The sequence below is a fragment of the Pseudooceanicola marinus genome (genome assembly GCF_020177265.1).
Classification (GTDB): domain Bacteria; phylum Pseudomonadota; class Alphaproteobacteria; order Rhodobacterales; family Rhodobacteraceae; genus Pseudooceanicola; species Pseudooceanicola marinus_A.
Genome location: NZ_JAIVMC010000001.1, coordinates 604,586 through 629,000, shown reverse-complemented (window position 1 = coordinate 629,000; position 24,415 = coordinate 604,586). Strand labels below are relative to the sequence as shown.

Annotated in this window: 21 protein-coding genes and 1 tRNA gene; 11 read left to right on the top strand and 11 right to left on the bottom strand. The window is 67.0% G+C overall.

Translation table 11 applies throughout. The features are described from left to right. Positions 1–104 precede the first annotated feature (104 nt). Positions 105–1,283 (bottom strand): aminotransferase, encoded by a 1,179-nt coding sequence (locus tag LC066_RS02890; protein WP_224896460.1) that lies wholly within the window; start codon positions 1,281–1,283, stop codon positions 105–107. Positions 1,284–1,502: 219 nt separating this feature from the next. Here LC066_RS02890 and LC066_RS02885 point away from each other — a divergent pair, with 219 nt between their 5' ends. Next, positions 1,503–2,195: a DUF4336 domain-containing protein gene (locus tag LC066_RS02885; RefSeq protein ID WP_224896459.1), complete on the top strand. Its 693-nt coding sequence runs from the start codon at positions 1,503–1,505 to the stop codon at positions 2,193–2,195. Between the two features lie 19 nt (positions 2,196–2,214). Here LC066_RS02885 and LC066_RS02880 read toward each other — a convergent pair whose 3' ends face one another. Continuing rightward, positions 2,215–2,673 (bottom strand): winged helix-turn-helix transcriptional regulator, encoded by a 459-nt coding sequence (locus LC066_RS02880; protein WP_412103224.1) that lies wholly within the window; start codon positions 2,671–2,673, stop codon positions 2,215–2,217. A 112-nt stretch (positions 2,674–2,785) separates the two neighbouring features. Here LC066_RS02880 and LC066_RS02875 point away from each other — a divergent pair, with 112 nt between their 5' ends. Further along, entirely contained in the window at positions 2,786–3,646 is an 861-nt protein-coding gene (locus LC066_RS02875; protein WP_224896458.1) for an SDR family oxidoreductase, read from the top strand. Positions 3,647–3,815: 169 nt separating this feature from the next. On the opposite strand, the gene gpt is transcribed toward LC066_RS02875, so the two are convergent. From gpt to fabI, 3 genes are all read right to left on the bottom strand, one after another. Further along, on the bottom strand, positions 3,816–4,340 hold the full coding sequence (gpt, locus tag LC066_RS02870; protein WP_085886895.1) for a xanthine phosphoribosyltransferase: 525 nt from the start codon (positions 4,338–4,340) through the stop codon (positions 3,816–3,818). 48 nt (positions 4,341–4,388) lie between these two features. After that, the gene (locus tag LC066_RS02865) at positions 4,389–5,033 is read right to left on the bottom strand and encodes a LysE family translocator (RefSeq protein ID WP_224896457.1); all 645 of its coding nucleotides are present in this window, start codon (positions 5,031–5,033) and stop codon (positions 4,389–4,391) included. A 112-nt stretch (positions 5,034–5,145) separates the two neighbouring features. Further along, a complete protein-coding gene (gene fabI / locus LC066_RS02860) occupies positions 5,146–5,952 on the bottom strand; it encodes an enoyl-ACP reductase FabI (RefSeq protein ID WP_085886893.1) in 807 nt (268 codons plus the stop codon). Between the two features lie 121 nt (positions 5,953–6,073). Between fabI and pdxH the strand changes: the two genes are divergently transcribed. From pdxH to LC066_RS02840, 4 genes are all read left to right on the top strand, one after another. Beyond that, positions 6,074–6,679: a pyridoxamine 5'-phosphate oxidase gene (pdxH, locus tag LC066_RS02855; protein WP_224896456.1), complete on the top strand. Its 606-nt coding sequence runs from the start codon at positions 6,074–6,076 to the stop codon at positions 6,677–6,679. Between the two features lie 154 nt (positions 6,680–6,833). Continuing rightward, complete coding sequence (locus tag LC066_RS02850) at positions 6,834–7,358, top strand: cold-shock protein (protein ID WP_224896455.1); 525 nt, start codon at positions 6,834–6,836, stop codon at positions 7,356–7,358. Positions 7,359–7,466: 108 nt separating this feature from the next. Further along, the gene (locus LC066_RS02845; RefSeq protein ID WP_224896454.1) at positions 7,467–7,946 is read left to right on the top strand and encodes a DUF192 domain-containing protein; all 480 of its coding nucleotides are present in this window, start codon (positions 7,467–7,469) and stop codon (positions 7,944–7,946) included. Positions 7,947–8,037: 91 nt separating this feature from the next. After that, positions 8,038–8,114: transfer RNA gene (locus LC066_RS02840), tRNA-Pro, on the top strand. A gap of 76 nt (positions 8,115–8,190) precedes the next feature. On the opposite strand, the gene LC066_RS02835 is transcribed toward LC066_RS02840, so the two are convergent. Both LC066_RS02835 and LC066_RS02830 read right to left on the bottom strand, forming a co-directional pair. Beyond that, positions 8,191–8,547 carry a hypothetical protein gene (locus LC066_RS02835; RefSeq protein WP_224896453.1) on the bottom strand — a complete coding sequence of 119 codons (357 nt, stop codon included), beginning with the start codon at positions 8,545–8,547 and terminating at the stop codon, positions 8,191–8,193. Between the two features lie 8 nt (positions 8,548–8,555). Continuing rightward, positions 8,556–12,017 carry a BspA family leucine-rich repeat surface protein gene (locus LC066_RS02830; RefSeq protein WP_224896452.1) on the bottom strand — a complete coding sequence of 1,154 codons (3,462 nt, stop codon included), beginning with the start codon at positions 12,015–12,017 and terminating at the stop codon, positions 8,556–8,558. Positions 12,018–12,393: 376 nt separating this feature from the next. On the opposite strand from LC066_RS02830, the gene LC066_RS02825 reads away from it, so the two are divergent. Further along, complete coding sequence (locus tag LC066_RS02825; protein ID WP_224896451.1) at positions 12,394–14,049, top strand: helix-turn-helix domain-containing protein; 1,656 nt, start codon at positions 12,394–12,396, stop codon at positions 14,047–14,049. Positions 14,050–14,359: 310 nt separating this feature from the next. Beyond that, on the top strand, positions 14,360–15,385 hold the full coding sequence (locus LC066_RS02820) for an alpha/beta hydrolase family protein (protein ID WP_224896450.1): 1,026 nt from the start codon (positions 14,360–14,362) through the stop codon (positions 15,383–15,385). On the opposite strand, the gene LC066_RS02815 is transcribed toward LC066_RS02820, so the two are convergent. Then, a complete protein-coding gene (locus tag LC066_RS02815) occupies positions 15,333–16,325 on the bottom strand; it encodes a helix-turn-helix domain-containing protein (protein ID WP_224896449.1) in 993 nt (330 codons plus the stop codon). The two genes, LC066_RS02820 and LC066_RS02815, sit on opposite strands and share 53 nt — an antisense overlap. A 336-nt stretch (positions 16,326–16,661) precedes the next feature. Here LC066_RS02815 and LC066_RS02810 point away from each other — a divergent pair, with 336 nt between their 5' ends. Next, a complete protein-coding gene (locus LC066_RS02810; protein WP_224896448.1) occupies positions 16,662–17,189 on the top strand; it encodes a cytochrome b in 528 nt (175 codons plus the stop codon). A 564-nt stretch (positions 17,190–17,753) separates the two neighbouring features. Then, complete coding sequence (locus LC066_RS02805; RefSeq protein WP_224896447.1) at positions 17,754–21,389, top strand: vitamin B12-dependent ribonucleotide reductase; 3,636 nt, start codon at positions 17,754–17,756, stop codon at positions 21,387–21,389. 332 nt (positions 21,390–21,721) lie between these two features. On the opposite strand, the gene LC066_RS02800 is transcribed toward LC066_RS02805, so the two are convergent. Both LC066_RS02800 and LC066_RS02795 read right to left on the bottom strand, forming a co-directional pair. Continuing rightward, positions 21,722–22,168 (bottom strand): disulfide bond formation protein B, encoded by a 447-nt coding sequence (locus LC066_RS02800; RefSeq protein WP_318246700.1) that lies wholly within the window; start codon positions 22,166–22,168, stop codon positions 21,722–21,724. A gap of 8 nt (positions 22,169–22,176) precedes the next feature. Beyond that, positions 22,177–22,755, bottom strand: coding sequence for a YqaA family protein (locus LC066_RS02795; RefSeq protein WP_222474571.1), 579 nt, complete (start codon positions 22,753–22,755; stop codon positions 22,177–22,179). 435 nt (positions 22,756–23,190) lie between these two features. Between LC066_RS02795 and LC066_RS02790 the strand changes: the two genes are divergently transcribed. Next, complete coding sequence (locus LC066_RS02790; RefSeq protein WP_224896445.1) at positions 23,191–23,412, top strand: hypothetical protein; 222 nt, start codon at positions 23,191–23,193, stop codon at positions 23,410–23,412. Positions 23,413–23,575: 163 nt separating this feature from the next. On the opposite strand, the gene LC066_RS02785 is transcribed toward LC066_RS02790, so the two are convergent. After that, positions 23,576–24,352 (bottom strand): transglutaminase-like domain-containing protein, encoded by a 777-nt coding sequence (locus tag LC066_RS02785; RefSeq protein WP_224896444.1) that lies wholly within the window; start codon positions 24,350–24,352, stop codon positions 23,576–23,578. Between the last annotated feature and the right edge of the window lie 63 nt (positions 24,353–24,415).

Genomic DNA, 24,415 nt, shown 5'->3' with positions numbered 1-24,415 from the left:
GCGCGCAAGGCTTTGCGCGGGCGTGCGGAAATGGGGCTCCGGGCGTGCGCCCGAAGCGTTGCGGCCTTGTTAAAGACTTGCCTCGCAAGGGGCAAGCATGGCCCTCAGGCGCTGGCGAAGGCGCTTACGCGGTCGAGAAAGGTGGTGATCCCGGCCTGGTCGAGATTGGCGACGGCGACGCGCATCTGGCGCATACCGGGCCCGTCGCCGGGGGGCGTGAACATGGTGCCGGGCAGCATCAGCAGACCTGCATCGCGCACCAGGCGTGGCGCCAGTGCGGCAGAGCTTTCGGCGAAGGGATGCGACAGGTAGGCGAAATAGGCCCCCGCCGAATGCAGGGTCCAGCCCGCCGCGGCCAGCTGTTCGGCCCCGGCCAGCATCGCGGCGCGCCGGGCCAGGATCTCCGCCCGTTCGCCGGCGAGCCATTGGCCGAGGTTCTCCATCCCCCAAAGCGCCGCGATCTGGCCCAGTTGCGGGGCGCAGATGGCGACGCAATCCTGGAACTTCTCCATCTCCTCCAGCAGCTTGACCGAGGCGACGATGGCGCCGGTGCGATGGCCGGTCAGGCGGTAGGCCTTGGAGAAAGAGTAGAGGTGGATCAGCACGTCATCCCAGTCGGGATCGGTGAACAGATCATGCGGCGCCGCGTCCGAGCTGTGGAAGTCGCGGTAGGTCTCGTCGAGGATCAGCTTGATCCCCCGGGCGCGGGCCAGGTCGCGGAAGGCCGCGATCAGCTCGGGCGGATACTCGGTGCCCGCGGGGTTGTTGGGCGTGACCAGGACGATGGCGCGGGTGAGCTCCGTGATCAGGGTCGCTGCGCGGTCGGGATCGGGCAGCATGTCGGCCTCGCAGGGCAGGGGCACGGCGCGCACACCCTGCATGTCCAGCCACATCTTGTGATTGAAGTACCAGGGCGTGGGCAGGATCACCTCGTCCCCCTCACCGGTCAGCGCGGCGATGGTGGCGCAGAAGGCCTGGTTGCAGCCGGCGGTGATCGCCACCTGCGCGTCCGAAACCTCACCGCCGTAGGCCGCCGACCAGTCGGCGGCGATGCGGGCGCGCAGGCCCGGCAGGCCTAGCACGGGACCGTAGAGGTGCGTCTCGGGCCGGTCCATCGCCTCTTTCATCGCCGCGATCAGGGGCGGCGGCGGCGGCGCGACGGGCGCGGCCTGCGAGACATTGATCAGCGGGCGGTCGGCGGGAAAATCGACGCCGTCGAGCCAGCGCCTTGCCTCCATCACGGGGGGCAGGAAGGTGGCCTTGGTGCGCGTGGTGGATGACATCTGGGCCCCTCCGGTCGGACGTGTCAGGCACGTCGGCAATGATCAAGGATGATGTGCCCTGCGGAGGGCGCATGGTTCGCGCGGACGCTAGCAGGGCTGGCCCAGCAGGGGAAGTGGCTGGCGGGGTTGCGCCGGTTCCCTGCGCTGGCGTCTTGCCGCGTCGCGGCAAAAGGCGCTAAGTGGAAAGTAACTCGATTAGGTGACCTAGGGGAATCTGGCATGCTTGTGCCGTTTGGTCGTGGTCTTTGGACGGACGAGGGGCCGGTCGCCCCGGCGCTCGCCGGGTTCGTCTATCCCACGCGCATGGCCGTGGCACAGCTGGCCGACGGCAGTCTCTGGGTCTGGTCGCCGACGCCGATGACCGACAAGATGCGCCGCGAGGTCGACCGGTTGGGAGAGGTGCGCGCCTTGGTGTCGCCGAACCATTTTCACGAACGCTGGATGGCGGAATGGGCGCAGGTCTATCCGCAGGCAGAGCTCTACATGGCTCCGGGCATGGCCCGGCGCCACCCCGATCTGCCCCGGAATCATGAGCTGTCCGCTGACCCGCCGCCGCTTTGGGCCGGGCAGATCGACCAGGTGCCCGTGCCGGGCAATATCTACACCACCGAGGTGCTGTTCTTTCATCGCCTCAGCCGGACGGTGCTGGTCGCGGACCTGATGCAGCAGTTGCCGGCGGGCTGGTTCGGCGGTTGGCGGGAACAGATCGCCCGGCTGGACGGGATCCTGGGCGAGGAACCTCGCGTGCCCTGGCGGTTTCGTCTGTCCTTTATGGACCGCAAGGCGGCGCGCTGTGCGGTCACGGACGTGCTGGATTGGCGCGCCGATCAGTTGCTGATGGCCCATGGGCCGCTGATCAGCCAGGGCGCGCGCGGGTTGCTACACCGGTCCTTCGCCTGGCTGATGGACTAGGCCCGCAGGGGCCGGAGGGTCAGCCTGCCTCGGCGTCGTAGCGCAGGCGCGCGGCGCGGATGTCGTCATGTGCACCGGCAGCCCAGTCCAGCAGCGCGGCGATCGGCACCAGCGCGGCCTCGCCAAGCGCGGTCAGCGCATATTCCACCGAGGGCGGTTTCGTCGGGAAAACATGGCGCGAGACCAGCCCGTCGCGTTCCAGCATGCGCAGCGATTGTGTCAGCATCCGTTTGGAAATGTCGCCGACCTGGCGCTGCAGGGCCGAGAACCTGTGCGGCTGCTGCGACAGGGCCACGAGGATCAGCAGGCTCCACTTGTCGCCCACGCGGGCCAGCACGTCACGGACCGGGCAATTGTCCATGTCCGGCGCAGGTGCCTCGGGTGCGAAAAGCGCCGCGGATTTCTCCGAGAAGACCTGCAGCACCTGGCGCGCGGTGGCGTCCAGCACGACGGGGTTACCCGGATGTTCCCTTGTCATTTATTAGTGCCTCCTTCACGGGCTGCAGTCGTCGGTCTACATTTGAGACCATACCCCGACAGGAGACCGGTGGAAAGGCCATCGGCAGGGGATCGAGACACTGGAGAACGACATGAGCGACAAGATTCTTGTGACCGGCGCATCGGGCCAACTGGGCGCCCTGGTGGTGGACAGCCTGCTGGCGAAGGTGCCGGCGGAGCGGGTGGTGGCCATGGTGCGCCGGGCCGAAGCGGCCGCGCCCCTGGAGGCGAAGGGCGTCGAGGTTCGCCTGGCCAGCTACGGCGATGCGGACGCCCTGGCGCGTGCCATGTCGGGGATCTCTCGGGTGCTGCTGATCTCCTCCAGCGAGGTTGGCAATGACCGTGCCGCGCAGCACAAGAGCGTGATCGACGCCGCCAAGGACGCGGGCGTGGAGCTGATTGCCTATACCTCGATCCTGCGCGCCGACGAGAGCGGGCTGTGGCTGGGCGTGGATCACCGCGCGACCGAGGCGATGCTGGCCGATAGCGGCCTGCCGGTCGCCCTGCTGCGCAACGGTTGGTACACCGAGAACCTGACCGGCAGCCTGGGCCAGGCGCTTGAAGCGGGCGCGATCATCGGCGCCAGCGGCGCGGGCCGCTACAGCCCCGCCACGCGTGCCGACTACGCCGAGGCCGCAGCCGCCGTGCTGGTGAAGGACGACGCCGCTGGCACCTACGAGCTGGCGGGCAGCGAGAGCTTCGACATGACCGAGTTCGCCGCTGAGGTCAGCCGCGTCGCGGGGCGCGAGGTGGTCTATGCCGATATGCCCGAGGCCGAGCTGAAGGCGGTCTACATGGACGCGGGCCTGCCGGAGGTCGTGGCGCATATGCTGGCCGACAGTTCCGCCCATGCCGCCAAGGGCGATCTGGAAGGCAGTGGCGCCGACCTGGAGGCGCTGATCGGGCGCAAGTCGACGCCCTGGCAGGAGACGGTCAAGGCCGCGCTGGCCTGAGCCGGGCAGGAAGGGGGCACCGCCCCCCGGAGTTTTTTCACGAGGTAAAGAGGAGCCGGGTCGCGATGATCCGGCCCTTCGCCGCGGCGGCATATGGAAAACGGGCGCCCGCATGGGCGCCCGTCGTCGTATGCGGGAACGTCTGCGCCGGGGCCGCCCGGCGTGCGGATCACTCGGTGCCGCGATAGGGTTCGACGTATTGCAGCGCCATGTCCCAGGGGAAGAAGATCCAGGTGTCCTGGGAAACCTCGGTGATGAAGGTTTCGACCTGCGGACGCCCCTGCGGTTTGGCGTAGACCGTGGCGACATGGGCCTTGGGGTAGAGGGTGCGGACCAGTTCCAGCGTCTTGCCGGTGTCCACCAGATCGTCGATGATCAGGATGCCGGTCCCGTCGCCCATCATCTCCGGGTCGGGGGATTTCAGCACCTCGGCCTCGCGGCGCTGGTCGGCCTTGCCGCCGCCCGAGTGGTAGGATTTCACCGAGATCGTGTCGACGGTGCGGATGTCCAGTTCGCGCGCGACGATCATCGCCGGGGCCATGCCGCCGCGGGTGATGGCCACCACGGCCTTCCATGCGCCGCCTTCGAGGGGGCCGTGGTTGTCCAGCCGCCAGGCCAGGGCCCGGGAGTCGCGGTGGATCTGGTCCCAGGAAACGTGGAAGCCCTTTTCATGCGGCAGGCGGTTGTCGACCATCGGTGATCCTTTCGTCTTGGGCTCCGGCGGACCGGGGCGCGCGTGTTCTCAGAAGGCGGCGACCTTGATGCCGAGCGCCGCCAGGGCGGTGCCGAGCACGCGGTCGATCGCGGATTTTAGTCGTGTATAGCCTGCGCGCGCGCGATCAAGCGAGAAAATCCGCGCCACCGCCAGGTTCCACAGGGTTTCATTGGCAAAGACCACGCCGAGGATCGCCACGAAAAGGCCGGGTCCGGCATCATGGGGCACCACGGTGACGAAGACCGCGCCGAAGAAGACCGCCGGTTTCGGGTTGGCCAGCTGGGTGGTCACGCCCCGCAGGGTCAGGCGGGCCAGGTCGCGCAGGCGGGGCGTCTGCGGCCCAACCGGGGCCAGCCCGCTGGCGGCGTCGGGGGCCAGCGTCAGCGGCTGGTCCGCGCCGCGCCACATCTTCCAGGCCAGGTGAAGCAGGTAGGCGGCACCTGCGATCTTCAGCGCGATCAGCAGGCGCGGCGCGATCTCGAACAGCGTGGCCAGCCCCAGCACCGCCGCCGCGGCCCAGGCGACCGCGCCGATCCCCACGCCGACAGCGAAGGCGCCGCCACGGGCAAAGCCGCCGGTGATCGCCGTGCGCATGGTCATCAGCACGGCCGGGCCGGGAGAGATCGCGGCCACCAGGTGCACGGCGAAGACGGACAGCAGGACGGAGAGCATCGGGGGCCTCTCGTGTGTTGGGCACGCGGGCCAAGGGCGCGTGGACCCGGTGAAACGCAAAACGGAGGAGCCATGGCCCCTCCGTTCATCCGGGACCGGCCGGGTGGGCCGATCAGGTCTTGTCGATGTCGGGCGCGTCGACGGCCTTCATGCCGACGATATGGTAGCCCGAGTCGACGTGCAGGTTTTCGCCCGTCACACCTGAGGCCAGGTCGGACAGCAGGTAGAGGGCCGATTTGCCCACGTCGTCGATGGTCACGTTGCGGCGCAGCGGCGAGTTCAGCTCGTTCCATTTCAGGATGTAGCGGAAATCGCCGATGCCCGAGGCCGCCAGGGTCTTGATTGGGCCGGCCGAGATCGCATTGACGCGGATGTTGTCCTTGCCCAGGTCCTCGGCCAGGTATTTCACCGAAGCCTCCAGCGCGGCCTTGGCCACGCCCATGACATTGTAATGCGGCATCACCTGTTCGGCGCCGTAGTAGGTCATGGTCAGCATGGAGCCACCGTTCGGCATCAGCTTTTCCGCGCGTTGTGCAACGGCGGTGAAGCTGTAGACGGAGACATCCATCGTCATCTTGAAGTTTTCGCGGCTGGTATCGATGTAACGGCCGCGCAGCTCCGACTTGTCGGAGAAGCCGATGGCGTGGACGATGAAGTCGATCTCGCCCAGGTCCGCCTTCACGGCGTCGAAGGCCGCGTCGATGCTGGCCTCGTCGGCCACGTCGCATTCGTAAAGATGCTTGCAGCCCAGCTGGTCCGCCAGCGGGATCACCCGCTTCTTGAATTGGTCACCCATGTAGGTGAACGCCAGTTCGGCCCCGGCATCGGCAAGGGCCTTGGCGATGCCCCAGGCAATGGACTTGTCATTGGCCAGGCCCATGATCAGACCTTTTTTGCCCGCCATGAGAGTGTTCGGCATATCGCGCTCCGCCCTGTAACTTTCGGTCAAACTCCCTTAAGCGATAGGTCAGGGCGCTTCAAGCCTGCCCGCGACCGTAGCGGAAACACCGTGGCGGTCCTGTTTCGAGAAGGAGCACGCAATGTCGGATCGTGAGGGTATTTTCGCCGGGGAGGACCCGTTCGTCCTGGCGCGTCACTGGCTGGACGAGGCCGAGGCCAGCGAGATGAACGACCCGAACGCCATTGCCCTGTCCACCGTGGACAGCAACGGCTTACCCAACGTCAGAATGGTCCTGTTGAAGGAAATTCTGGCGGATGGCTTTGTTTTTTATACGAACTACGAAAGTTGCAAGGCCAATGAACTTGACGCGGCGGGGAAAGCTGCGTTTGTCATTCACTGGAAAAGCTTGCGGCGGCAGATTCGCGTGCGTGGTCCGGTGGCCCGTTTTGACGGGCCCGAGGCAGACGCCTACTACGAATCGCGCTCGCTGAAATCCCGACTGGGGGCCTGGGCGTCGCGGCAATCGCGCCCCTTGGCGTCGCGGGCGTCCTTGATGGCAGAGGTGGCGAAAGTCACCGCGACCCATGGGACCAACCCGAAACGGCCGCCGTTCTGGGGCGGGTACAAGATACGCCCGGTGGAAATCGAGTTCTGGGCAGACGGCGCGTTTCGTCTGCACGACCGGTTCCGCTGGACGCGAGAGGACGAGGCCAGTGCCTGGCAGGTGCAACGGTTGAACCCGTGACGCACCGGGGCGCAAGCAAAAGCGCCCGAAGTGATGGGAAATGTGTGGCAAGGCGCCCCTTGCCAATGGTACGTGGTTGGAGTTGTTAAGGACGATGTGGGTGCCGGGTGGTCGCTGTGGGGACGGGCCGCCGTGGTAAATTGCGGGGAATGTTGTGAATCAGCTTGACGATAGCACCCGGAAGCTGTCGGGCCGTGTGAAATGGTTCGATCCGGCGAGGGGGTTCGGCTTTGTCGTCGCCGATGAAGGGGGACCCGATATTCTGTTGCACGCGAACGTGCTGCGGAATTTCGGCCAGAGTTCGGTCGCCGATGGCGCCAAGGTAGAGATCCTGATCCAGAAGACGCAGCGTGGCGTGCAGGCGATTGAGGTGCTCGAGATCGCGCCGCCCGAAGGCGCAGGAACCGCTGTCCTGGAGGATTTCCAGGCGCTGGACCCGGAGGTGTTGCAGTCCATCGCGATGGAACCGGCCCGGGTCAAGTGGTTCGACAAGATCAAGGGGTTCGGGTTCGCCAATGTCTTCGGCCGGACCGAGGACGTCTTCATTCACGTCGAGGTGCTGCGCGCCTCCGGCCTGGCCGACCTGGCCCCGGGCGAGGCGGTGGCGATGCGCGTGATCGACGGCAAGCGGGGCCGCATGGCCACCGAGATCTGTGCCTGGGAGGCCGCCGCGCGTTAGCTGACCGGGGCGCCGGGCGGGCGTTTCGCCCCGTCCATTCTGCACCCGCTGCTGGCCTTAGCCGCCACCGCGTGGCAGGCTCGATCTCGTGTCGCGAAAGGAGCTCCGATGTTGCCTCGAATTCTTGCACGTTCTGCCACCGCCCTGGCGGTGCTTCTGACCGCGACCGGGCTGGCCAATGCCGCCTGCCGGGCGGACCGGGCCGAGATCGTCGGCCCCGAGGGTGCTGTCGCGGCCTTCCGCGTCGAGATCGCGGATGAGCCCGCAGAGCGCCAGCAGGGCCTGATGAACCGCGAAAGCATGGGGTTGGGCGAGGGGATGCTCTTCGTCTTCCCGCAGCAGCGCCCGCTGGCGTTCTGGATGCGCAACACGTTGATTCCGCTGGATATCATCTTCTTCGACGAGACCGGTGCGCTGAACGTCATCCAGCATGGCAAGCCGCTGGACGAGACCAGCCTTCCGGGCGGCGACAGCCAGTACGTTCTGGAAATCAACGGCGGTCTGGCCGAGCGCATGGGCATCGGCGAAGGCTCCGTCCTGCGCCATCCGGCGGTCGATCAGGACCTGGCCGCCGCCCCCTGCGATTGAGACCGCAGCGCGCTTTCACGCCCGGCCGGGCGGTTAGGGTGCAACAGGCCCTTTTCAACCCGGTCCCGAGCCGCTAGAGAGGCGCACGGTCCGGGGCGTAGCGCAGTCTGGTAGCGCACCTGTTTTGGGTACAGGGGGTCGTGAGTTCGAATCTCGCCGCCCCGACCACACTCTCAATCACTTGCGACGCATCTCCTTTGACCGGGGGGTCGTGTGTTGAACGGGACTTGAGACAAGCCGCTTTTCAGCGATTCCGCAGTTTCACTAGTTTCGCAATCTCTTCGCTCCTGCGGCAGGCAAAGCGATCTGTGGTCGCGATCTGCAAATGCTGACCGGCATCGCACCAATCGAACGGGGCGACCGGTGTCTTTTCGGGCTCGGTTAGAACTCCGGCGCGGGTGTCCATGACAGTCAGCGCCGTCGTCAGGCTCAGGCTATCCCGAAACCGGCGCAGGACCTGGATCCAGCCGTGCTTGGCGCAGGTCAGCCCGGTCTCCTCCGACTTGATCATCGGTCCGATGCGGCAAGGCCCGTGATACCTGCTGATGGCAGGTGTCACGAGACGGATTTGCGCTGCGGCCCGGTCATGATCGAGAATCACGGCCGAGTTCAGAACCGTCGCGCTGCGCTGAGGCGGAGGGTCCAGGCGTCGAGGTTGTCGTCGCCCAGGCCGTCGGCGGCGAGGGAGATCTCGCCCGACCAGGGGCCGCGGCCGGTGCTGCGCAGGCCCAGCTCCAGCGCGGCGGAGGGGCGGGTGCCGGAGGTTTCCGACCCGGTGTCCCAGTTCAGCGTCGGGGTGACGAAGGCCAGGGCGGGGGCGTTCAGGGCCTCCGTGGCCCATTCCACCCGGGTCGACAGCGCCAGGCGGGCGGCCCAGACCTCGGCCTCGGGGACGCGGGCGGTGCCGAAGCCGTCGGTGACCGTGAAGGCGCCGATGCGCTCGCGGCCCCAGAGCAGTTCGACCTGCGGCGTCAGGGTCAGGGCGCGCCAGTCGGTGCTGCCGTACAGGGCCAGCGTGGCCAGCGCCCGGCGCGTGCTGCGGTCCCCGGTCCAGGGGAAGCCGCTGTCGTAGATGTCGAAGCGCCCGCTGTCCTCGGCCCGGCCCCAGGCCAGGCGCGAGCTGACGAACAGCCCCTCGCGCAGCTCCGCCAGCAGGTAGGGGCCGGCCAGCCAGCCGGTGCCTTCCTGGCGGTCGTTGGGCCCGTCATCCTCCTCCATCCGGTCGAGGCTGAGCATCAGGCCGATCGCCAGATCCTCGGTCACCAGCCGGTCGACCCCGAGGTGCAGCACGCCGTAGCTGCCGCTGACCGCTTCGGCCTCGTGGCGGCTCCAGGCCAGTTCGGCCCAGCCGTGCCAGCGGCCCTCGGCATCGATCCAGCTGGCGTCGAAAGAGGTGTTGCCCGACAGGCCCGCGCCGGAGCTGTCGACCAGGGAGAAGCTGCCCGAGGGGCGCTGACGGTCGCGGCCCGAGAAGGACAGGCTGCCGGCAAAGCCGCCGCCCCGGGCGTTCATGCCTGCGGCATAGCGCAGGCCGGGCGTCTCGCTGCGGCGCCGGTCGAGGCCGAGGCCCCGGGGCTGGGAGGCAAAGGTGCGGGTCAGGCGGCGCTGGCTGAAGGCGCGGGTGCGCTCGGTCACCTCGGCCACGACGAAGGCGGTGTCGACCTCGAAGGTCACCAGGCCCTCGGCGACCGGTTCGCCATCCAGCGTCACCGCGATCTCCGCCTCGCCCGAGCGGATGCCGGAGGTCAGCGTGGCGGTGTAGCGCCCGTCGCCCCGGTCGCTGACCGGGCCGAGCTGGCCCAGCGTGGTGGCGAGCACGACGCTGGCGCCCCCGTAGCCCAGGGGATAGCCCACGTCGTCGTAGAGCGTGACGGTGATCTCCGACTGGTCGGTGCCATTGGCGAGGATCCGGTCGGGGGAACTGGTCACCTGCGTCTCGCCCGCCACGTAATCGCGCCGCTCGACGGTGACGGTGAAGCTGGCCTGCGTCTCCAGCCCCGCTCCATCGGTGGCGGTATAGGTGACCAGCGTGTCGCCCAGGGCAAAGGTGTCGCCCGGCGCGTGATCCGCGCTCAGCGTCACGCTGCCGCTGTTGTCGGTGGCCACAGGCGCGTCCCAGGTGACCACGGCGGTGATCTCGCCGGGGTCGGTGGGCACTGTGATGTCCTCGGGCAGGCCGGTGATCTGCGGGGCCTCGCCATCGGTGACGGTCACGGTGAAGCTGGCCTGCGCCGCGTTGCCGCTGCTGTCGGTAGCGGTGTAGGTGACGGTGGTCTGGCCCAGGTCGAAGCGGTCGCCGGGCTGGTGGCTGGCGGTGAGGGGTGTGATCGCGCCGTCCAGGTCGTCGGTGGCCGTGGGCGGCGTCCAGGTGACCTCGGCGCTGTCCTGGCCGGGCTCGGTCGCCACCGCGATATCCTCCGGCACATCGGCAAAGACCGGGGCGGTGGTGTCGGCGGTGATCACCAGGTCCTGCGGCGGGACCGCGGCATTGCCGGCCAGGTCGGTAAAGACCTCCGGGGCGAGCGCGAGGGTGATCTGCTCCGCCTCGCTGTCGGGGGTGATCGTCAGGCTGCGGGACTGGCTGTCGGTGTCCGTCGCGGACGACAGGGTGCCCCCGGTGACGGTGATCTGCGCCGCGTCGAAATCCGTGATTGTTTCGGTCGAGGTCAGCGTGACGGTGAAGGCGGTGCCGGCGACGAACAGGTCCGGCACATCGGCAAAGCCCGCCTCGGGCGCGGTCCCGTCGATGGCGACCAGGACCGGGCCGCGGATCACGGCCCCGGTTTGCGGCATGGTCGTGTCGGCTGGGCTGCCGTTGGCGCCGGCCACTGCAGCGCCGTTCAGCACCAGGGCGTCGGCGCCCGCATATTCCAGCGTCTCAAGCTCAAGCCCCTCGGGAACGGTGTACCCCAGGACCATCCGGCTGCCCTCGATCCGGTCAAAGACGGCCCGCGCGGTGGCCCCGCCCGGGTCCGCATGGCCCAGGGTCAGGGTCGGCGTGCCGCTGCCCGTCAGCTGGATGTCGGCACTGAACTGCACCGCGATCTCGATCGTGTCGCCCACGCCATAGACCTGCTGCTCGCCCAGGGCGATGACATCGGTGACGGTCGGCACGGCCCCCGCGGTGCCCCACTGCGGCCGCCAGTCGGGGTTCGTCCAGGCATGAGTGTCGGCGTCGAAGTACTCGGGCTCCGAAAGGATCTGCCGCACGTCCCAGGCCGAGAGGTCCTGGTTGAAGGCAATAGCGGTGTTGAACATGTTGTACATGTTCGTCACGTTGGCGACGTTCCACGCACCGATGTCCTGGTTGAAGGCATTTGCGACTGCGAACATGGAGCCCATGTCAGTAACGCTGGCGACGTTCCACGCACCGATGTCTTGATCGAAGGTGTAGGCGGCGTAGAACAGGGAGCGCATGTTCGTGACTCTGGCGACGTTCCACGTACCGATGTCCTGGTTGAAGGCGCCGGCGCCGGTGAACATGAAGCGCATGTCCGTCACGCTGGCGACGTCCCATCCGCCGATATCCTGGTTGAAGGCCACGGCATTGTAGAACATGCCGGCCATGTTCGTCACATTCGAGACATCCCACCCGCTGATATCCCGATTGAAGTCATCGTTGCGGTTGAACATGTAGGCCATGGTCGTGACGTTCGAGACATCCCAGCTGCCGATGTCGCCGGAGAAGTTCGAGTTGCTGAAGGTTTCCTCCATGCTGGTGACCCGCGAGGTGTCCCAGTGGCTCAGGTCCATGGCGCCGGGGGAGGTGCGGGGGAACAGCTGGAAGAAGCTGGTGACCTGCCCGGTGAAGACCGTGCTCGCCCCGTCTTCAAAGGTGTAGCTGACGCCGCCGTGGTCGATCGCAAAGCTGCCGTCCTGGGCGGCCGCGCGCAGTTCGGCCAGGTTGGGGACGATGTACATGTCGGCGCAGCCGGTCCAGTCGCCCTCGCCCACGGTGCCGGCGTTGGCGGGGGCATAGCAGCGGCTGTCGGCTTCGGGCGTGGTCTGGGACTGCGCCGGGGCGGTCAGCAGGCCGAACAACAGCGCCAGGGCGATCAGGATCCCGCGCAAGGCAGGGCACGCAGGCCCCCGAAGGCTGGGCCGGGGGCGGCGGGTGGTGTCTGGTGTCATCCTCTGTCGTCCTTTCTGGTCGCACCACCTCCCCGCCGGATCGCGCGGGCCGGCGCCGGGCGCCGCGACCCGCTGGTGCCGGGAGGCCGGGCGTTTGCCCAAAGTGGGCGCGCGGAACCGGCCGGCGCAGCGGCCGGATGGGGGAGCATGGTTGTCTTCGCTTGCAGGATGTGCGGAGATTGTTGTGCAATTGTTTGAAAACGCGATTTAGCGCCGCCACGAGGGCAGTTCGGGCCCTTTGCGCGGGCCCGCGACGGTTTCCCGGGCGCTGATCGCAGGCGCGGCGCGCGACGGCCCGTCGGGGGAAGGATCTGGCATGACGGACGACAGGGACACGCTGATCTTCGCCGAGGATTTCCGCTCGGCCCGCGTTGGCACGGGCGAGGCGCTGACCTTCACCCGCGCCGAGGCGCGGACCCTGGCCCTGCTGACCCGCCACGCCCCCCGGGTGACGGCGCGCGAGGCGCTGCTGGAGGCAGCGGGCGATCTGCGCGGCGAACGGGGCGATCGCAGCGTGGATTTCGTGATCAACCGCTTGCGGCGCAAGCTGGGCGACGACGCACGGGCGCCGCGCTATATCGCCACGCGCTACGGCGAGGGCTACGCCTGGGTCGGGGCGCCGCCAGTGACCGCGGAGCCGCTGGAGGGGGCGGATATCGTGCTGGGGCCGGTGCGGGGTACCGAGCTGCTGGATGGCCTCGGGCCGCGGGCGGATGCGTTTACGGACGCCCTGCTGCGGGGCCTGCGGCGGGAGATGGGGCAGGGGCGCCGGGTCTCCTTCCGCCCCGCCGGCGATAGTGGGGCGGGGCCGACCGTCGACGCGCCACGCTACCGCGTCGAGCTGGTCTTCCTGGTCGAGAGCGGGGTGCTGCACTGCGTCCTTGTGGCCCGCGATCATGCAAGCGGGCGGGTCCTGACCATGCGGCGCCACGCGCTGGAGCCCGCTGCGGATGTTGCGGAGGTGGCGCAGCAGACCGCAGCGCAGATCCTGGACAACGCCTGGCTGGGGCTGGTGTCGGCCCCCGAATTGCAGGGGCCGCTGCCGGTGGCGATGCAGGCGGCCAACCTAGTGGTCGAACGCGGCGATGACGTGCGCGCCGCCGACGGCACGCAGCTGCTGAAAAGCCGGCTGGACCGTCGCGAGCGGCACAGCCTGGCCAGCTGGCGGCGCGCCGAGGCACGGATCGACCAGCTGAGGGCCGAACGGCCCGACGATCCGCATCTGAAGATCCTGCAGGCGGTGCATCTGCACACGAAGCATGTCCTGCTGGGGCACAAGCTGCTGGCGGCGGGGGTCGACGACCGGGCGCAGGACGAGGCCCGGATCGAGATCCTGGTGACCGAAGCGCTGCCGGGGGTCAGTGGCGAGCCGCAGTTCACCCTGATGGCGGCGAAGCTCCTGCATTTCGTCACCCCCACGCTGGGCGCCATGGTACGGGGCCTTGCGGAAGAGGCCCATGCCCGCAGTCTCGACGTGGCCGGCTCGCTTCCCGTGATCGGCCAGCTGCGGGTCTTTCTCGGCGATACCGAGGCCGGGCTGACCTGTCTGGAACAGGCCCTGCGCCTCACCGAAGCGGGGTCGCAAGCGCATCTCTACGCGCTGGTCCTGAAATGCCAGGCCCTGGTCGCGGCGGGGGATGCGGCGCGGCTGGCCGAGGCGCAGGCGGCGCTTTATGCGCAATCGGCCCTCGCGCCGCTGTTCTTCGAACCGTTCTTCGGCAGTGCCGCGACCCCGACGATCCGCGGCCGCCTGGCGGCGCGCGCGATGCGGCGGCCCTTCCTAGTCGGCATGCTGGCCAATCAACACTATGTTTCGGCCCGGCTCTTCGCGCACCGGGAGCATCGGGACAACGCGATACGGAATGCGCTTGATCTGGTGATCCGACGCTTCGGGGCGGAGGCCGTTCCCGCCGAGGTCCGACAAGCCCATCCCGCATTGGTCGCCGCGTCGCGTCGCGAGGTGGGGGCCTGATCGCGCCAAGTCGGTCGCTGCCGCGTACAGGGCGGCCTGCGAGCCGGACACCATAGCACGCCGACCTCAAGTGGCGTGTTGACCTGACCGCCGATGCAGCCCGCAGCGTCGCGAGAGCGGCCACTCAGCTTTGCTGCAAGATCCTTGTAGGGCGGACCGTCGCCTGGGCGGACGACGCGACCGATTGCGGCGCGGGTCGTGATGGGCGGCTTGCTGGATCGAGGACCTTTCCGGGTCCTATATCGCGTTCGAGGTCTCGCAACCGCACCGCCGGTGCAATGAGACGGCATCAGTTCGCAAAGGAGGTCTCATGCGTTTTCTTGCCATTCTCATCCTCACACTGGTTGCGGCGACGACCGCGCCTGCCGACCCGGCATCTGTCGCCCCCTCGCCGGTCGGCTTTCGCACGCTGGACGTCGCCGGCATTGAAACAGTGGTCTGGTATCCGACCAAACAGTCCGCACCGGTATCGCTGGTGGCAGACAACAGGGTGTTCGTCGGGGTGCCCGTCGTCAGGAATGCGGCGATAGCCGGAACCGCGCGTCCGGTGGCGCTGCTCTCGCATGGCTACAGCGGGCTCTGGCGCAACCAGGCCTGGCTTGCCGCACGGCTGGCCCGCGCCGGGTTCATTGCCGTTGCAGTCAACCACCCTGGCACAACCTTCGGGGACATGGATCCCGACTGGGCCATGGATATTGCCGCACGACCGCAGCAGGTCTCGCGCGTGCTCGACGCGGTACTGGCGGACCCGCAGCTGGGACCGCGCATCGACCACCAGCGGATCTCGGTCATCGGTCATTCGCTTGGGGGATCCACGGCCCTGCTTCTGTCAGGCGGCGTGTTCGACCCGGCCTTGCTGGTCGACGCCTGCGGCGATGATACGCGCAAGCTGCTCTGCACGCTCTACCGCGCGGGCGGGCTGAGACAGGAAATGGCGCCGGTTTCGGCCCGGGACCCGAGGATCTCAGCGGCGGTTCTCCTGGACATGGAGGGGATCCACGCCTTTCCCCGGGACAGCCTCGCGCAACTTGCCGTTCCGGTTCTGGCGTTGGTTTCCGGGGTGGAAGACCCCGCCCTGCCATTGGGCTGGGAAGGTCGGACACAAGCGGCCCGGTTGCCCGCCGCGATCAGCCGATATGCCGAAATCCCCGGTGCGACGCATTTCTCCTTCATGAGCACTTGCAAGGAGGGCGCTGTGCAGCTGCTTGGAGAAGAGGCCTTCGTCTGCGAGGGCGAAACCGCGCCACGACCGGATCTACACGCCGAAATGGCCCGAATGGTCCTCAATTTCCTGAGGAACGGTAAGAACTTGGCGTTTGCCCTGCAATCGCCTTGAAGGCCCGGTTGAAGTTGGACTTGGTCTGGAACCCTGCGTCCAGCATGACCTGAGTCACGGGAAGGTCGCTGTCGCGCAGCAGGCGCATCGCTTCGCGCGTGCGGTAGCCGTTGACCAGGTCGGTCACCGAGCACTGCCGAAGATGGTTCACGGCGCGGGAGATCTTCCGCGCCGGGATCCGCGTGCGCCGCGCCAGCCGCTCCAGTGTCAGGTCGTGATCGCGATAGAGCCCCTCCGACAGGATGGTCTCCACCTGCTTCAGGATGGCCTGTTCCTCTTCGGTGCCCGAAGCGACCCCCGGGTCTTCGACTTGCAGAGGCACATCAGCGCTGTCAGGCGAAGCCTCGGTCGCCCAGCCCAGCACCCCGCCAGCCAGTCCCAGCAGGACGACGCTCAGCATCGCCGCAATCACCGGCGCTGCGACACCGCTGTCTCCCTTGCTCAACGAGATCGCGACGATCGTGTCGGACAGTCCGCTCAGAAGCAGCAGGGCCGCGATCCCGGTGCGGGCGTAGGAGATTGCCCATTCATTGCCGATCCGCACCTGCGTGAGGACCTCTTCGGGCAGGCGCAGGGCAAGGATCGCAATGCCGTATGCCGTGAACTCCACGATCAGCAGAAGATCGATCGCCGCAGGCAGGGTCCACCAGGACATCCCCACGGCTGCGGGCCAGAGGAGATGCAGGCGCGACATCGCACCACCGCGGAGCGAGACAAAAGCCGCATAGGCAAGGGGCGGAAGGCAGGCGGCAAACAGCGGCTGGATGAAGCGAACCCCGTCGAGACCGATGCTCCAACGCAGGCCGACCAGCATTGTCTGGACCGCGCAGGCACCTACGAAGATGAGAAACAGGCGATCTCGCTTGGGGCGTTTCAGCAGGCGCAGGGCGACGAGCACCAGAACGCCGGAGACGAGAAACGGCAGCGGGATAGCAGGCATGGGCACAGGGTCCAGTCAGGGCACGCAGCCTAGTCACAGAACTTCTCGGCCCAAGGCAAGGGAGCGGATTGATGTGAGAGCCCATTGGACGATCATCGTGCCCGTAACGGCACGACGGCGATCCAGGCCCGACGCCTCTGTTTGCCCCCCGCTTGCAGCCGGATGCGCAAAGGGATCTTACGGTCCGCCCTGCGTCACGCCGGCCCAGTGCGCGCGCTTTGGTTCCCGTGCCAATTCTCCGCGACGGACTCTGCCATTGGGTTCGTATCACTCCCGGACGCGCGCAAAATCGGCATGGAGGATAGTATGCCTGCCACAACGAGACCAACGGGATTGATGGATGATCCCGCCCGCTACGGCCTGGTCAGCCGGTTGTTTCACTGGGCCATGGCCGCGCTCTTGCTGTTCCAGATCCTGGGCATGGTGGCCAGCAACGCCCTGGGCCGCGAGTCCGCGGTGGCTCAATTCATGGGGCCGATCCATCAGCCCTTGGGGGTGAGCCTGTTCGTGCTGGTGCTGCTGAGGCTGCTCTGGGCGGCGATGAATGCCGGGCGTCGGCCCGCGCAGGAGGCTGGCGCCATGGGCCTGCTGGCGAAGGCCGGGCACGGTTTGCTTTACCTGCTGATGCTGGCGGTGCCGGCGGTGGCCCTGCTGCGGGCCTGGGGCGGAACCCGGGGGCTGGAGCTCTTCGGTCTGCAGGTTTTCGCCCCGCGCGAGGTGGCCATCGACTGGGCGATGGTCCCGGCCGCCGCACATGGGCCGCTGTCGCTGCTGCTTCTGCTGCTGATCCTGGGTCATGCCGGGGCTGCCGTCTGGCACAAGCGGGTGAAGCAGGACGACGTCATGGCGCGCATGGTCGGCTGATCGCGCTGCCCGGCGACGGTGCCGTACCAGGTCGCCCTCGCGCGATTCTTCGTGCGCGGGCAGGGCGGGCGCCAATGGGCATTTTCGCAAGGGCGGTTCCTACCATATCTGGTGGCAAAGCTGCCAAAGCCCTGGGCATATGGTAGCCAATCCGCCCGCCCGCGCTGGTTGTGCAACATCTTTGCGACACTGCGGGAGTTCAGCCTTTGCCTGAGCGTTTCGGCCAAGTTCCCTGACAGAAAAGGCTTTTCGGCGCTCTGCCCGCATGACGGGAATCGCAGGCCACGGGTCCTGTCGCGTCAAGAGAAATTTAGACCAAAAAGCGCGTTGAAAAATTGCCGGCTTTACCACAGACTGCATCAGCGGGCTGAGGATGCACTAGATATAGTGGCCTCGCGGGCAAAGTGGACAGATCAGGCAGGGCCTCGTTTCGAGGCGTCAGGGCCGCCCTCGGGCGGTCTGCACGGTCCTTTTGCGCGCTCTCGGCCCGAGGGGAAGCCGCCGGATGCACGTTGGCGGGCGTCCCCGGAAGTGTCAGGTGAAAAGCTTTTTGGGGCGCAAAGAATGAAGATTGAACGCAAGTTTACGCAGGCAGGGCAGGACGCCTACGAGGGCATCTCCTTCATCACCACCACCAGCGAGATCCGCAACCCGGACGGCACCGTGGTCTTCCACCTCGATGAGCTGGAAGTGCCGGAGTCCTGGAGCCAGGTCGCCAGCGACGTGATCGCGCAGAAATACTTCCGCAAGGCCGGCGTGCCGAGCGCGCTGAAGAAAGTGCGCGAGAAGGACGTGCCGGAGTTCCTGTGGCGCTCCGTTCCCGCCGAGGGCGCCGAGATGGGGGGGGAGACCTCATCGAAGCAGGTCTTCGATCGGCTGGCCGGCGCCTGGGCCTACTGGGGCTGGAAGGGCGGCTATTTCTCCACCGAGGAGGACGCCCGCGCCTATTACGACGAGATGCGCCACATGCTTGCCACGCAGCGCGCCGCGCCGAACTCGCCGCAGTGGTTCAACACCGGCCTGCACTGGGCCTATGGCATCGACGGCCCGGGGCAGGGCCACTACTACGTCGACTACAAGACCGGCAAGCTGACCAAGTCCAAGTCCGCCTATGAACACCCCCAGCCCCACGCCTGTTTCATCCAGTCGGTGAAGGATGATCTGGTGTCCGAGGGCGGCATCATGGATCTGTGGGTGCGCGAGGCGCGGCTGTTCAAATATGGCTCCGGCACCGGCACCAACTTCTCCAGCCTGCGGGCGGAGGGCGAGCGCCTGTCGGGTGGCGGCAAATCCTCGGGCCTGATGGGATTCCTGAAGATCGGCGACCGCGCGGCGGGGGCGATCAAGTCTGGCGGCACCACGCGGCGCGCGGCCAAGATGGTCATCGTCGATGCCGATCACCCCGACATCCAGGAATATATCAACTGGAAGGTGAAGGAGGAGCAGAAGGTCGCCTCCATCGTCGCCGGGTCCAAGATGCATGAGCAGAAGCTGAACGGCATCTTCGCCGCGATCCGCAGCTTCGACGGCGCCGATGGCGATCAGTACGAGCCCGCGCAGAATGCCGCGCTGAAATCCGCGATCCGTGACGCAAAGAAGGCCTCGATCCCCGAGACCTACATCAAGCGCGTGCTGGATTACGCCCGCCAGGGCTACGAGAGCATCGAGTTCCCCACCTATGACACCGACTGGGACAGCGAGGCCTATGCCAGCGTGTCGGGCCAGAACTCCAACAACTCCGTCCGCGTCACCGATGCCTTCCTGGAGGCGGTGAAGAACGACGACGACTGGGCGCTGATCAACCGCACGGACGGCAAGGTGGCCAAGACCATCAAGGCCCGTGACCTGTGGGAAGACATCGGCCATGCCGCCTGGGCCTGTGCCGATCCCGGCATCCAGTTCCACGACACCGTCAACGCCTGGCATACCTGCCCGGAAGACGGGGCGATCCGCGGCTCGAACCCCTGTTCCGAGTACATGTTCCTCGACGATACCGCCTGCAACCTGGCGTCGATGAACCTGCTGACCTTCCTGAAGGACGGCGCCTTCCAGACCGAGGATTACATCCACGCCACGCGCCTGTGGACGCTGACGCTGGAAATCTCCGTCACCATGGCGCAGTTCCCTTCGAAGGAGATCGCGCAGCTTTCCTACGACTTCCGTACCCTTGGCCTCGGCTATGCCAATATCGGCGGTCTGCTGATGAACATGGGGCTGGGCTACGACAGCGACGAGGGCCGCGCCATGGGCGCCGCGCTGACCGCGATCATGACCGGCGTCGCCTACGCCACCTCGGCCGAGATCGCCGGAGAGTTGGGCGCCTTCGCGGGCTACGAGCGCAACGCGAAGCACATGCTGCGCGTCATGCGCAACCACCGCAACGCCGCCTATGGCGCCACCGAGGGCTATGAGGACCTGGCGGTGAAGCCTGTGCCGCTGGACCTGGTGAACTGCCCCGAGCCGGAGCTGACCAAGGTCGCCATGGCCAGCTGGGACGAGGCGGTGCGCCTGGGCGAAAAGCACGGCTACCGCAACGCCCAGACCAGCGTCATCGCCCCCACGGGCACCATCGGCCTGGTCATGGACTGCGACACCACCGGCATTGAGCCCGACTTCGCCCTGGTGAAGTTCAAGAAGCTGGCGGGCGGCGGCTACTTCAAGATCATCAATCGCTCTGTCCCGGCGGCGCTGACCAAGCTGGGCTACAGCCCCGCACAGGTGGAGGAGATCGTCTCCTACGCCGTCGGCCATGCCTCTCTGGGTAACTGCCCGGGCATCAACACCACCGCGCTGGTCGGCCACGGTTTCGGCCCCGAGGAACTGAAGAAGATCGAGGGCGCGCTGAAATCGGCCTTCGACATCCGCTTCGTCTTTAACCAGTGGACCCTGGGCGAGGCATTCTGCACCCAGACCCTGGGCATCCCGGCGGCCAAGCTGACCGATCCCAGCTTCGACATGCTGCGGCATCTGGGCTTCACCCGCGCCGAGATCGAGGCAGCGAACGACCACGTCTGCGGCACCATGACCCTGGAAGGCGCGCCGCATCTGTCGCCGGACCACTACCATATCTTCGATTGCGCCAACCCCTGCGGCAAGAAGGGCAAACGCTTCCTCTCGGTGGACAGCCACATCCACATGATGGCGGCGGCGCAAAGCTTCATCTCGGGCGCGATCTCCAAGACGATCAACATGCCCAACGATGCCACGATCGAGGACTGCAAGGCGGCCTATGAGCTGTCGCATTCCCTGGGCGTGAAGGCCAATGCGCTCTACCGGGACGGGTCCAAGTTGTCGCAACCGCTGGCCGCCGCACTGGTGGAGGATGACGACGAGGCCGCCGAGGTGCTGGAAAGCGGGTCTACCCAGGAAAAGGCCGCCGTGCTGGCCGAGAAGGTGATCGAGAAGATCATCGTGAAGGAAGTGGCCCGCGGTCGTGAAAAGATGCCGATGCGCCGCAAGGGCTACACCCAGAAGGCCAGCGTGGGCGGGCACAAGGTCTACCTGCGGACGGGCGAGTATGAAGACGGCTCCCTGGGCGAGATCTTCATCGACATGCACAAGGAAGGCGCCGGCTTCCGCGCGATGATGAACAACTTCGCCATCGCCGTGTCGGTCGGCCTGCAATACGGCGTGCCGCTGGAGGAGTTCGTCGACGCCTTCACCTTCACCAAGTTCGAACCGGCGGGCATGGTGCAGGGCAACGAGACCATCAAGAACGCCACCTCGATCCTCGACTACATCTTCCGCGAACTGGCCGTCAGCTACCTCGACCGCACGGACCTTGCGCATGTGAAGCCGCAGGGTGCCTCCTTCGACGAGCTGGACAAGCGCGAGGAGCAGCAGGAGGCCAACGTCAGCGAGGTGAGCGAGACCGCGGCCAGCAAGTCGCTGGAAGTGCTGAAGCACATCTCCTCGACCGGCTACCTGCGCAAGCGGGTGCCGCAGGAGTTGCTGGTGATGAACGGCACCTTCGGCGAAGGCACCCGCGTGGATCCGAACGGCAGCGTCAGTCGCGCCAGCGTCACCAGCGTTTCGGCCACGGCCGTCAGCGCGGCCACCACGACCATGGATGCCCGCGCCAAGGCGAAGATGCAGGGCTACGAGGGTGAGGCCTGCGGCGAATGCGGCAACTACACGCTGGTGCGCAACGGGACCTGCATGAAATGCAACACCTGCGGCGGCACCTCCGGCTGCAGTTGAGCAATGGTATCTGGGGCGTGCCCATGCTAAGGCGCGACCCGACACGGTACGCTGACCGGGACAGGCAAGTCATAATCGAGCAGGAAAATAAGAGAGCCCGGTCAGATCACCCTTGGGGGAGGCGAAAGCCTCCCCTTTTTCTTTGCGCCGGGGCGACGTCACATGAAATCGCGATGGCGTGAGGGCAGGTCCATGTGACTTGCCTTGGCGTCATGTCGCCATAGGTCTTGGGGCGAGTGGGTAACGCTCGGTCCCGTTCATGCAGGTCCCAGTTTTTTTGGTAACCAGTGCAGCATGGGCGGGGCTTTGATGTCAGCCACCGGTCGGTCGGGTCAGCCCCGGCGCCAGGCCCAAAGCCAGACACCCACCAGACACAGCGACAGAAGCGCGTTCCAGCTGGCCATGGACAGCGACAGGAACTCGAACGCCACCTCGTCGCAGCGGATCAGCGGGGCGTTCATGATCTGGTCGAACATCTGGTCCGGGGTCAGCGCGCCCGCGCTGCCGGAGGTGCAGGTGGTGGGCCCCTCGAAGATGTCGCGCTCGACGCCCGTGTGATAGATCCCCACGATCGCGGTGGCCAGCGCGGCCAGGGCGCCCAGAAGGGCCAGGAAACGCTGCCCTGTGGCGACGGCAGCCAGGGCGATCAGCACGGCAATGGCATGAGGCCAGCGCTGCACCAGGCACAGGTGGCAGGGCGCCAGCCCGCCGATGTATTGCGACCCCCAGGCGCCAAGCAGCAGGGCGGCGGATCCGGCCCCGGCGAGGGCGCTCGTCATCTTGAAGTTCATAGGTATCTCACCAGCAGGAAACCGGCGATCAGAATGGCGAAAAACGCGGTGAAGACAAGGCCGAGCCGTTTCTCGATGAAGTCACGAACGGGTGACCCGAACTTCCACAGCAGCCCGGCCACGATGAAGAACCGCAGGCCCCGCGCCACCAGGGAGGTGATGACGAAGGTCGTCAGCGGCATCCCCGTCCAGCCCGACATGATGGTGATGACCTTGTAGGGGAAGGGCGTGATGCCCGCCCCCAGCACCGCCCAGAACCCGGCGCCGTTGAAGGTGGCGTTGAACTCCTCCATCGCGTGGGCCTTGCCCATGCTTTCCAGGATCGGCTGGCCGATGCTGTCGAAGGCGAAGGCGCCGATGGCATAGCCCAGCATGCCGCCCGCGACCGAGGCCGCCATGGCGACGGCGGCGACGATGAAGGCCCGCGAGGGGCGCGCCAGGATCATCGGGATCATCAGCAGGTCCGGCGGGATCGGAAAGACCGAGCTTTCCGCGAAGGACACCAGGGCGAGAACCCAGAGCGCATGGGGGTGATCCGCCATGCGGATGGTCCAGTCGTAAAGCCGTCTGATCACGGGGCGGGGTCCTTTCGGCAAGCCGTTCCGGGGCCAAAGACCATGGGCGACCGGGGCGGTCAAGTATCGCACCGGCCCGGGGGCCACTGTTCGCCGGGCCGCGCCCGCGCAATGGGCGACGCCCCTTGGGACGGCCTATTTGCGGGCAGGCTGGGCGCGGGGCGAGTCGCCCGGTGTCCCCTCTGGCGGGGCCCGGACGCGCAACGCATGTCAGATCCGCGCCCCGCACAACCCTTCCTTGCGGCATCCGCCCCGCCGGGGTTGGTGCCCCTATCCGAAGGGATAGCGGGGTATCCAGAAGTGCCCCGAAGTGTCCTGTTGTGTGCCTGCATACAGCCATCGGCCCATGTAAAAGACCTGTAACAGAGCGGGGCCCGAGAGAGAGACGGGGCCGCCGCCGCCCCTGAGACCGACACGAGGAAACGACCGATGCGCATGACCCCGACTTCCCGCAAGCGTTCCGCAAACCTGCAAGACCTGCACGCTGCCGTGGATGCCGCCATGGAACAGCTGTCGGCAGGGGATGCCGGCTCTGCGGACGAGGTGCTGCGGGACAGCGGTGTCGTGTCGGCCCGGCTGGCTCTGCGCCGCCGCGGTGGCGTTGCCGTGCTGTCGCATGGCGAACAGGTCAGCGACCGGGCGCTTTGCGCGGCCTGAGGGGCTAATCGCGGGGCTGTGCCGAGCACCGCGAGTGGGGCCGCCCTGCCAGGCGGTCTTTCGTCAGGGGACGAACGGAAAGGGGGGCCTTCGGGCGCCCCTTTTTGCGTCTCTGCGAAGCGGGCGTAGGAGCTCTGACGCGCGGTAACCGCTGGCGTCCCGGTCAGGTCAGCGTGACCTGCACCGATTGCGACATCAGCGTTGCCGGGGCCTGGCTTTCCATGAAGGCCACGTCATAGGCGTCACGGCCCACGGCGATCACCGCCAGGTCAGCGGGCAGGCACATGCCGGTGGGATCCACCAGGTGCCAGGCACCGTCCAGCCAGACCTCCGCCACGGCGTGGAAGTCCTGGGGGGTCACGTAGGGGCTGTAGACGGCGACCATGCGTGCGGGAATGTTTGCGGCGCGCACCATGGCACAGATCAGGTGGGCATAGTCGCGACAGACCCCTTCGCGGCTGGCGAAGGTTTCCAGCACATTGGTGTCGCTGTCCGAACTGCCCGGCACGTAGGACAGCTCATCCTGGATCCACTGACGGATCGCGGCGACCTTGGCGCCCCCGGCCAGATGGCCGAACCGCTTGTTGACAAAGGAAATGAACTTGTCCGACTGGCAGTAGCGCGACGGGCGCAGGTAGGGTGCGACGCGTCCGGGGATCTGGTGCAGGTCGACCGCGGCGAGGTTTTCCAGCGGCAGGTTCGGCCGGGTCACGTCCAGAGTCGCACGGTAGTTCAGCTGCATGTCTCCCGCGGGGACCTGCGCCCAGATGCGCTGGCCGACGCTATCGTCGCCCTCGATCCGGGTGATCCAGGCGTCCCCGATCAGCAGCTCTTCCTGCTCGACCGTCTGGCCGGGGTAGTGTGCGGCCTCCAGCGCCAGGAACAGCGTGTTGGCGAGGCCGAACTGGTAGTGCAGGGCAATGTCGATCTGAAAGCGCATCCGGGGTCCCATCGAGCTGAAGTAACTGGGTCGTACTGGTGGCATCGTGTCGTCTGCGCGGCA

Bases quoted from the DNA above. Each gene is read 5' to 3' on its own strand.
- LC066_RS02890 (WP_224896460.1), bottom strand. From the start codon at position 1,283: ATGTCATCCACCACGCGCACCAAGGCCACCTTCCTGCCCCCCGTGATG.
- LC066_RS02885 (WP_224896459.1), top strand. From the start codon at position 1,503: ATGCTTGTGCCGTTTGGTCGTGGTCTTTGGACGGACGAGGGGCCGGTC.
- LC066_RS02880 (WP_412103224.1), bottom strand. From the start codon at position 2,673: ATGACAAGGGAACATCCGGGTAACCCCGTCGTGCTGGACGCCACCGCG.
- LC066_RS02875 (WP_224896458.1), top strand. From the start codon at position 2,786: ATGAGCGACAAGATTCTTGTGACCGGCGCATCGGGCCAACTGGGCGCC.
- gpt (WP_085886895.1), bottom strand. From the start codon at position 4,340: ATGGTCGACAACCGCCTGCCGCATGAAAAGGGCTTCCACGTTTCCTGG.
- LC066_RS02865 (WP_224896457.1), bottom strand. From the start codon at position 5,033: ATGCTCTCCGTCCTGCTGTCCGTCTTCGCCGTGCACCTGGTGGCCGCG.
- fabI (WP_085886893.1), bottom strand. From the start codon at position 5,952: ATGCCGAACACTCTCATGGCGGGCAAAAAAGGTCTGATCATGGGCCTG.
- pdxH (WP_224896456.1), top strand. From the start codon at position 6,074: ATGTCGGATCGTGAGGGTATTTTCGCCGGGGAGGACCCGTTCGTCCTG.
- LC066_RS02845 (WP_224896454.1), top strand. From the start codon at position 7,467: ATGTTGCCTCGAATTCTTGCACGTTCTGCCACCGCCCTGGCGGTGCTT.
- LC066_RS02825 (WP_224896451.1), top strand. From the start codon at position 12,394: ATGACGGACGACAGGGACACGCTGATCTTCGCCGAGGATTTCCGCTCG.
- LC066_RS02820 (WP_224896450.1), top strand. From the start codon at position 14,360: ATGCGTTTTCTTGCCATTCTCATCCTCACACTGGTTGCGGCGACGACC.
- LC066_RS02815 (WP_224896449.1), bottom strand. From the start codon at position 16,325: ATGCCTGCTATCCCGCTGCCGTTTCTCGTCTCCGGCGTTCTGGTGCTC.
- LC066_RS02810 (WP_224896448.1), top strand. From the start codon at position 16,662: ATGGATGATCCCGCCCGCTACGGCCTGGTCAGCCGGTTGTTTCACTGG.
- LC066_RS02805 (WP_224896447.1), top strand. From the start codon at position 17,754: ATGAAGATTGAACGCAAGTTTACGCAGGCAGGGCAGGACGCCTACGAG.
- LC066_RS02800 (WP_318246700.1), bottom strand. From the start codon at position 22,168: ATGACGAGCGCCCTCGCCGGGGCCGGATCCGCCGCCCTGCTGCTTGGC.
- LC066_RS02790 (WP_224896445.1), top strand. From the start codon at position 23,191: ATGACCCCGACTTCCCGCAAGCGTTCCGCAAACCTGCAAGACCTGCAC.
- LC066_RS02785 (WP_224896444.1), bottom strand. From the start codon at position 24,352: ATGCGCTTTCAGATCGACATTGCCCTGCACTACCAGTTCGGCCTCGCC.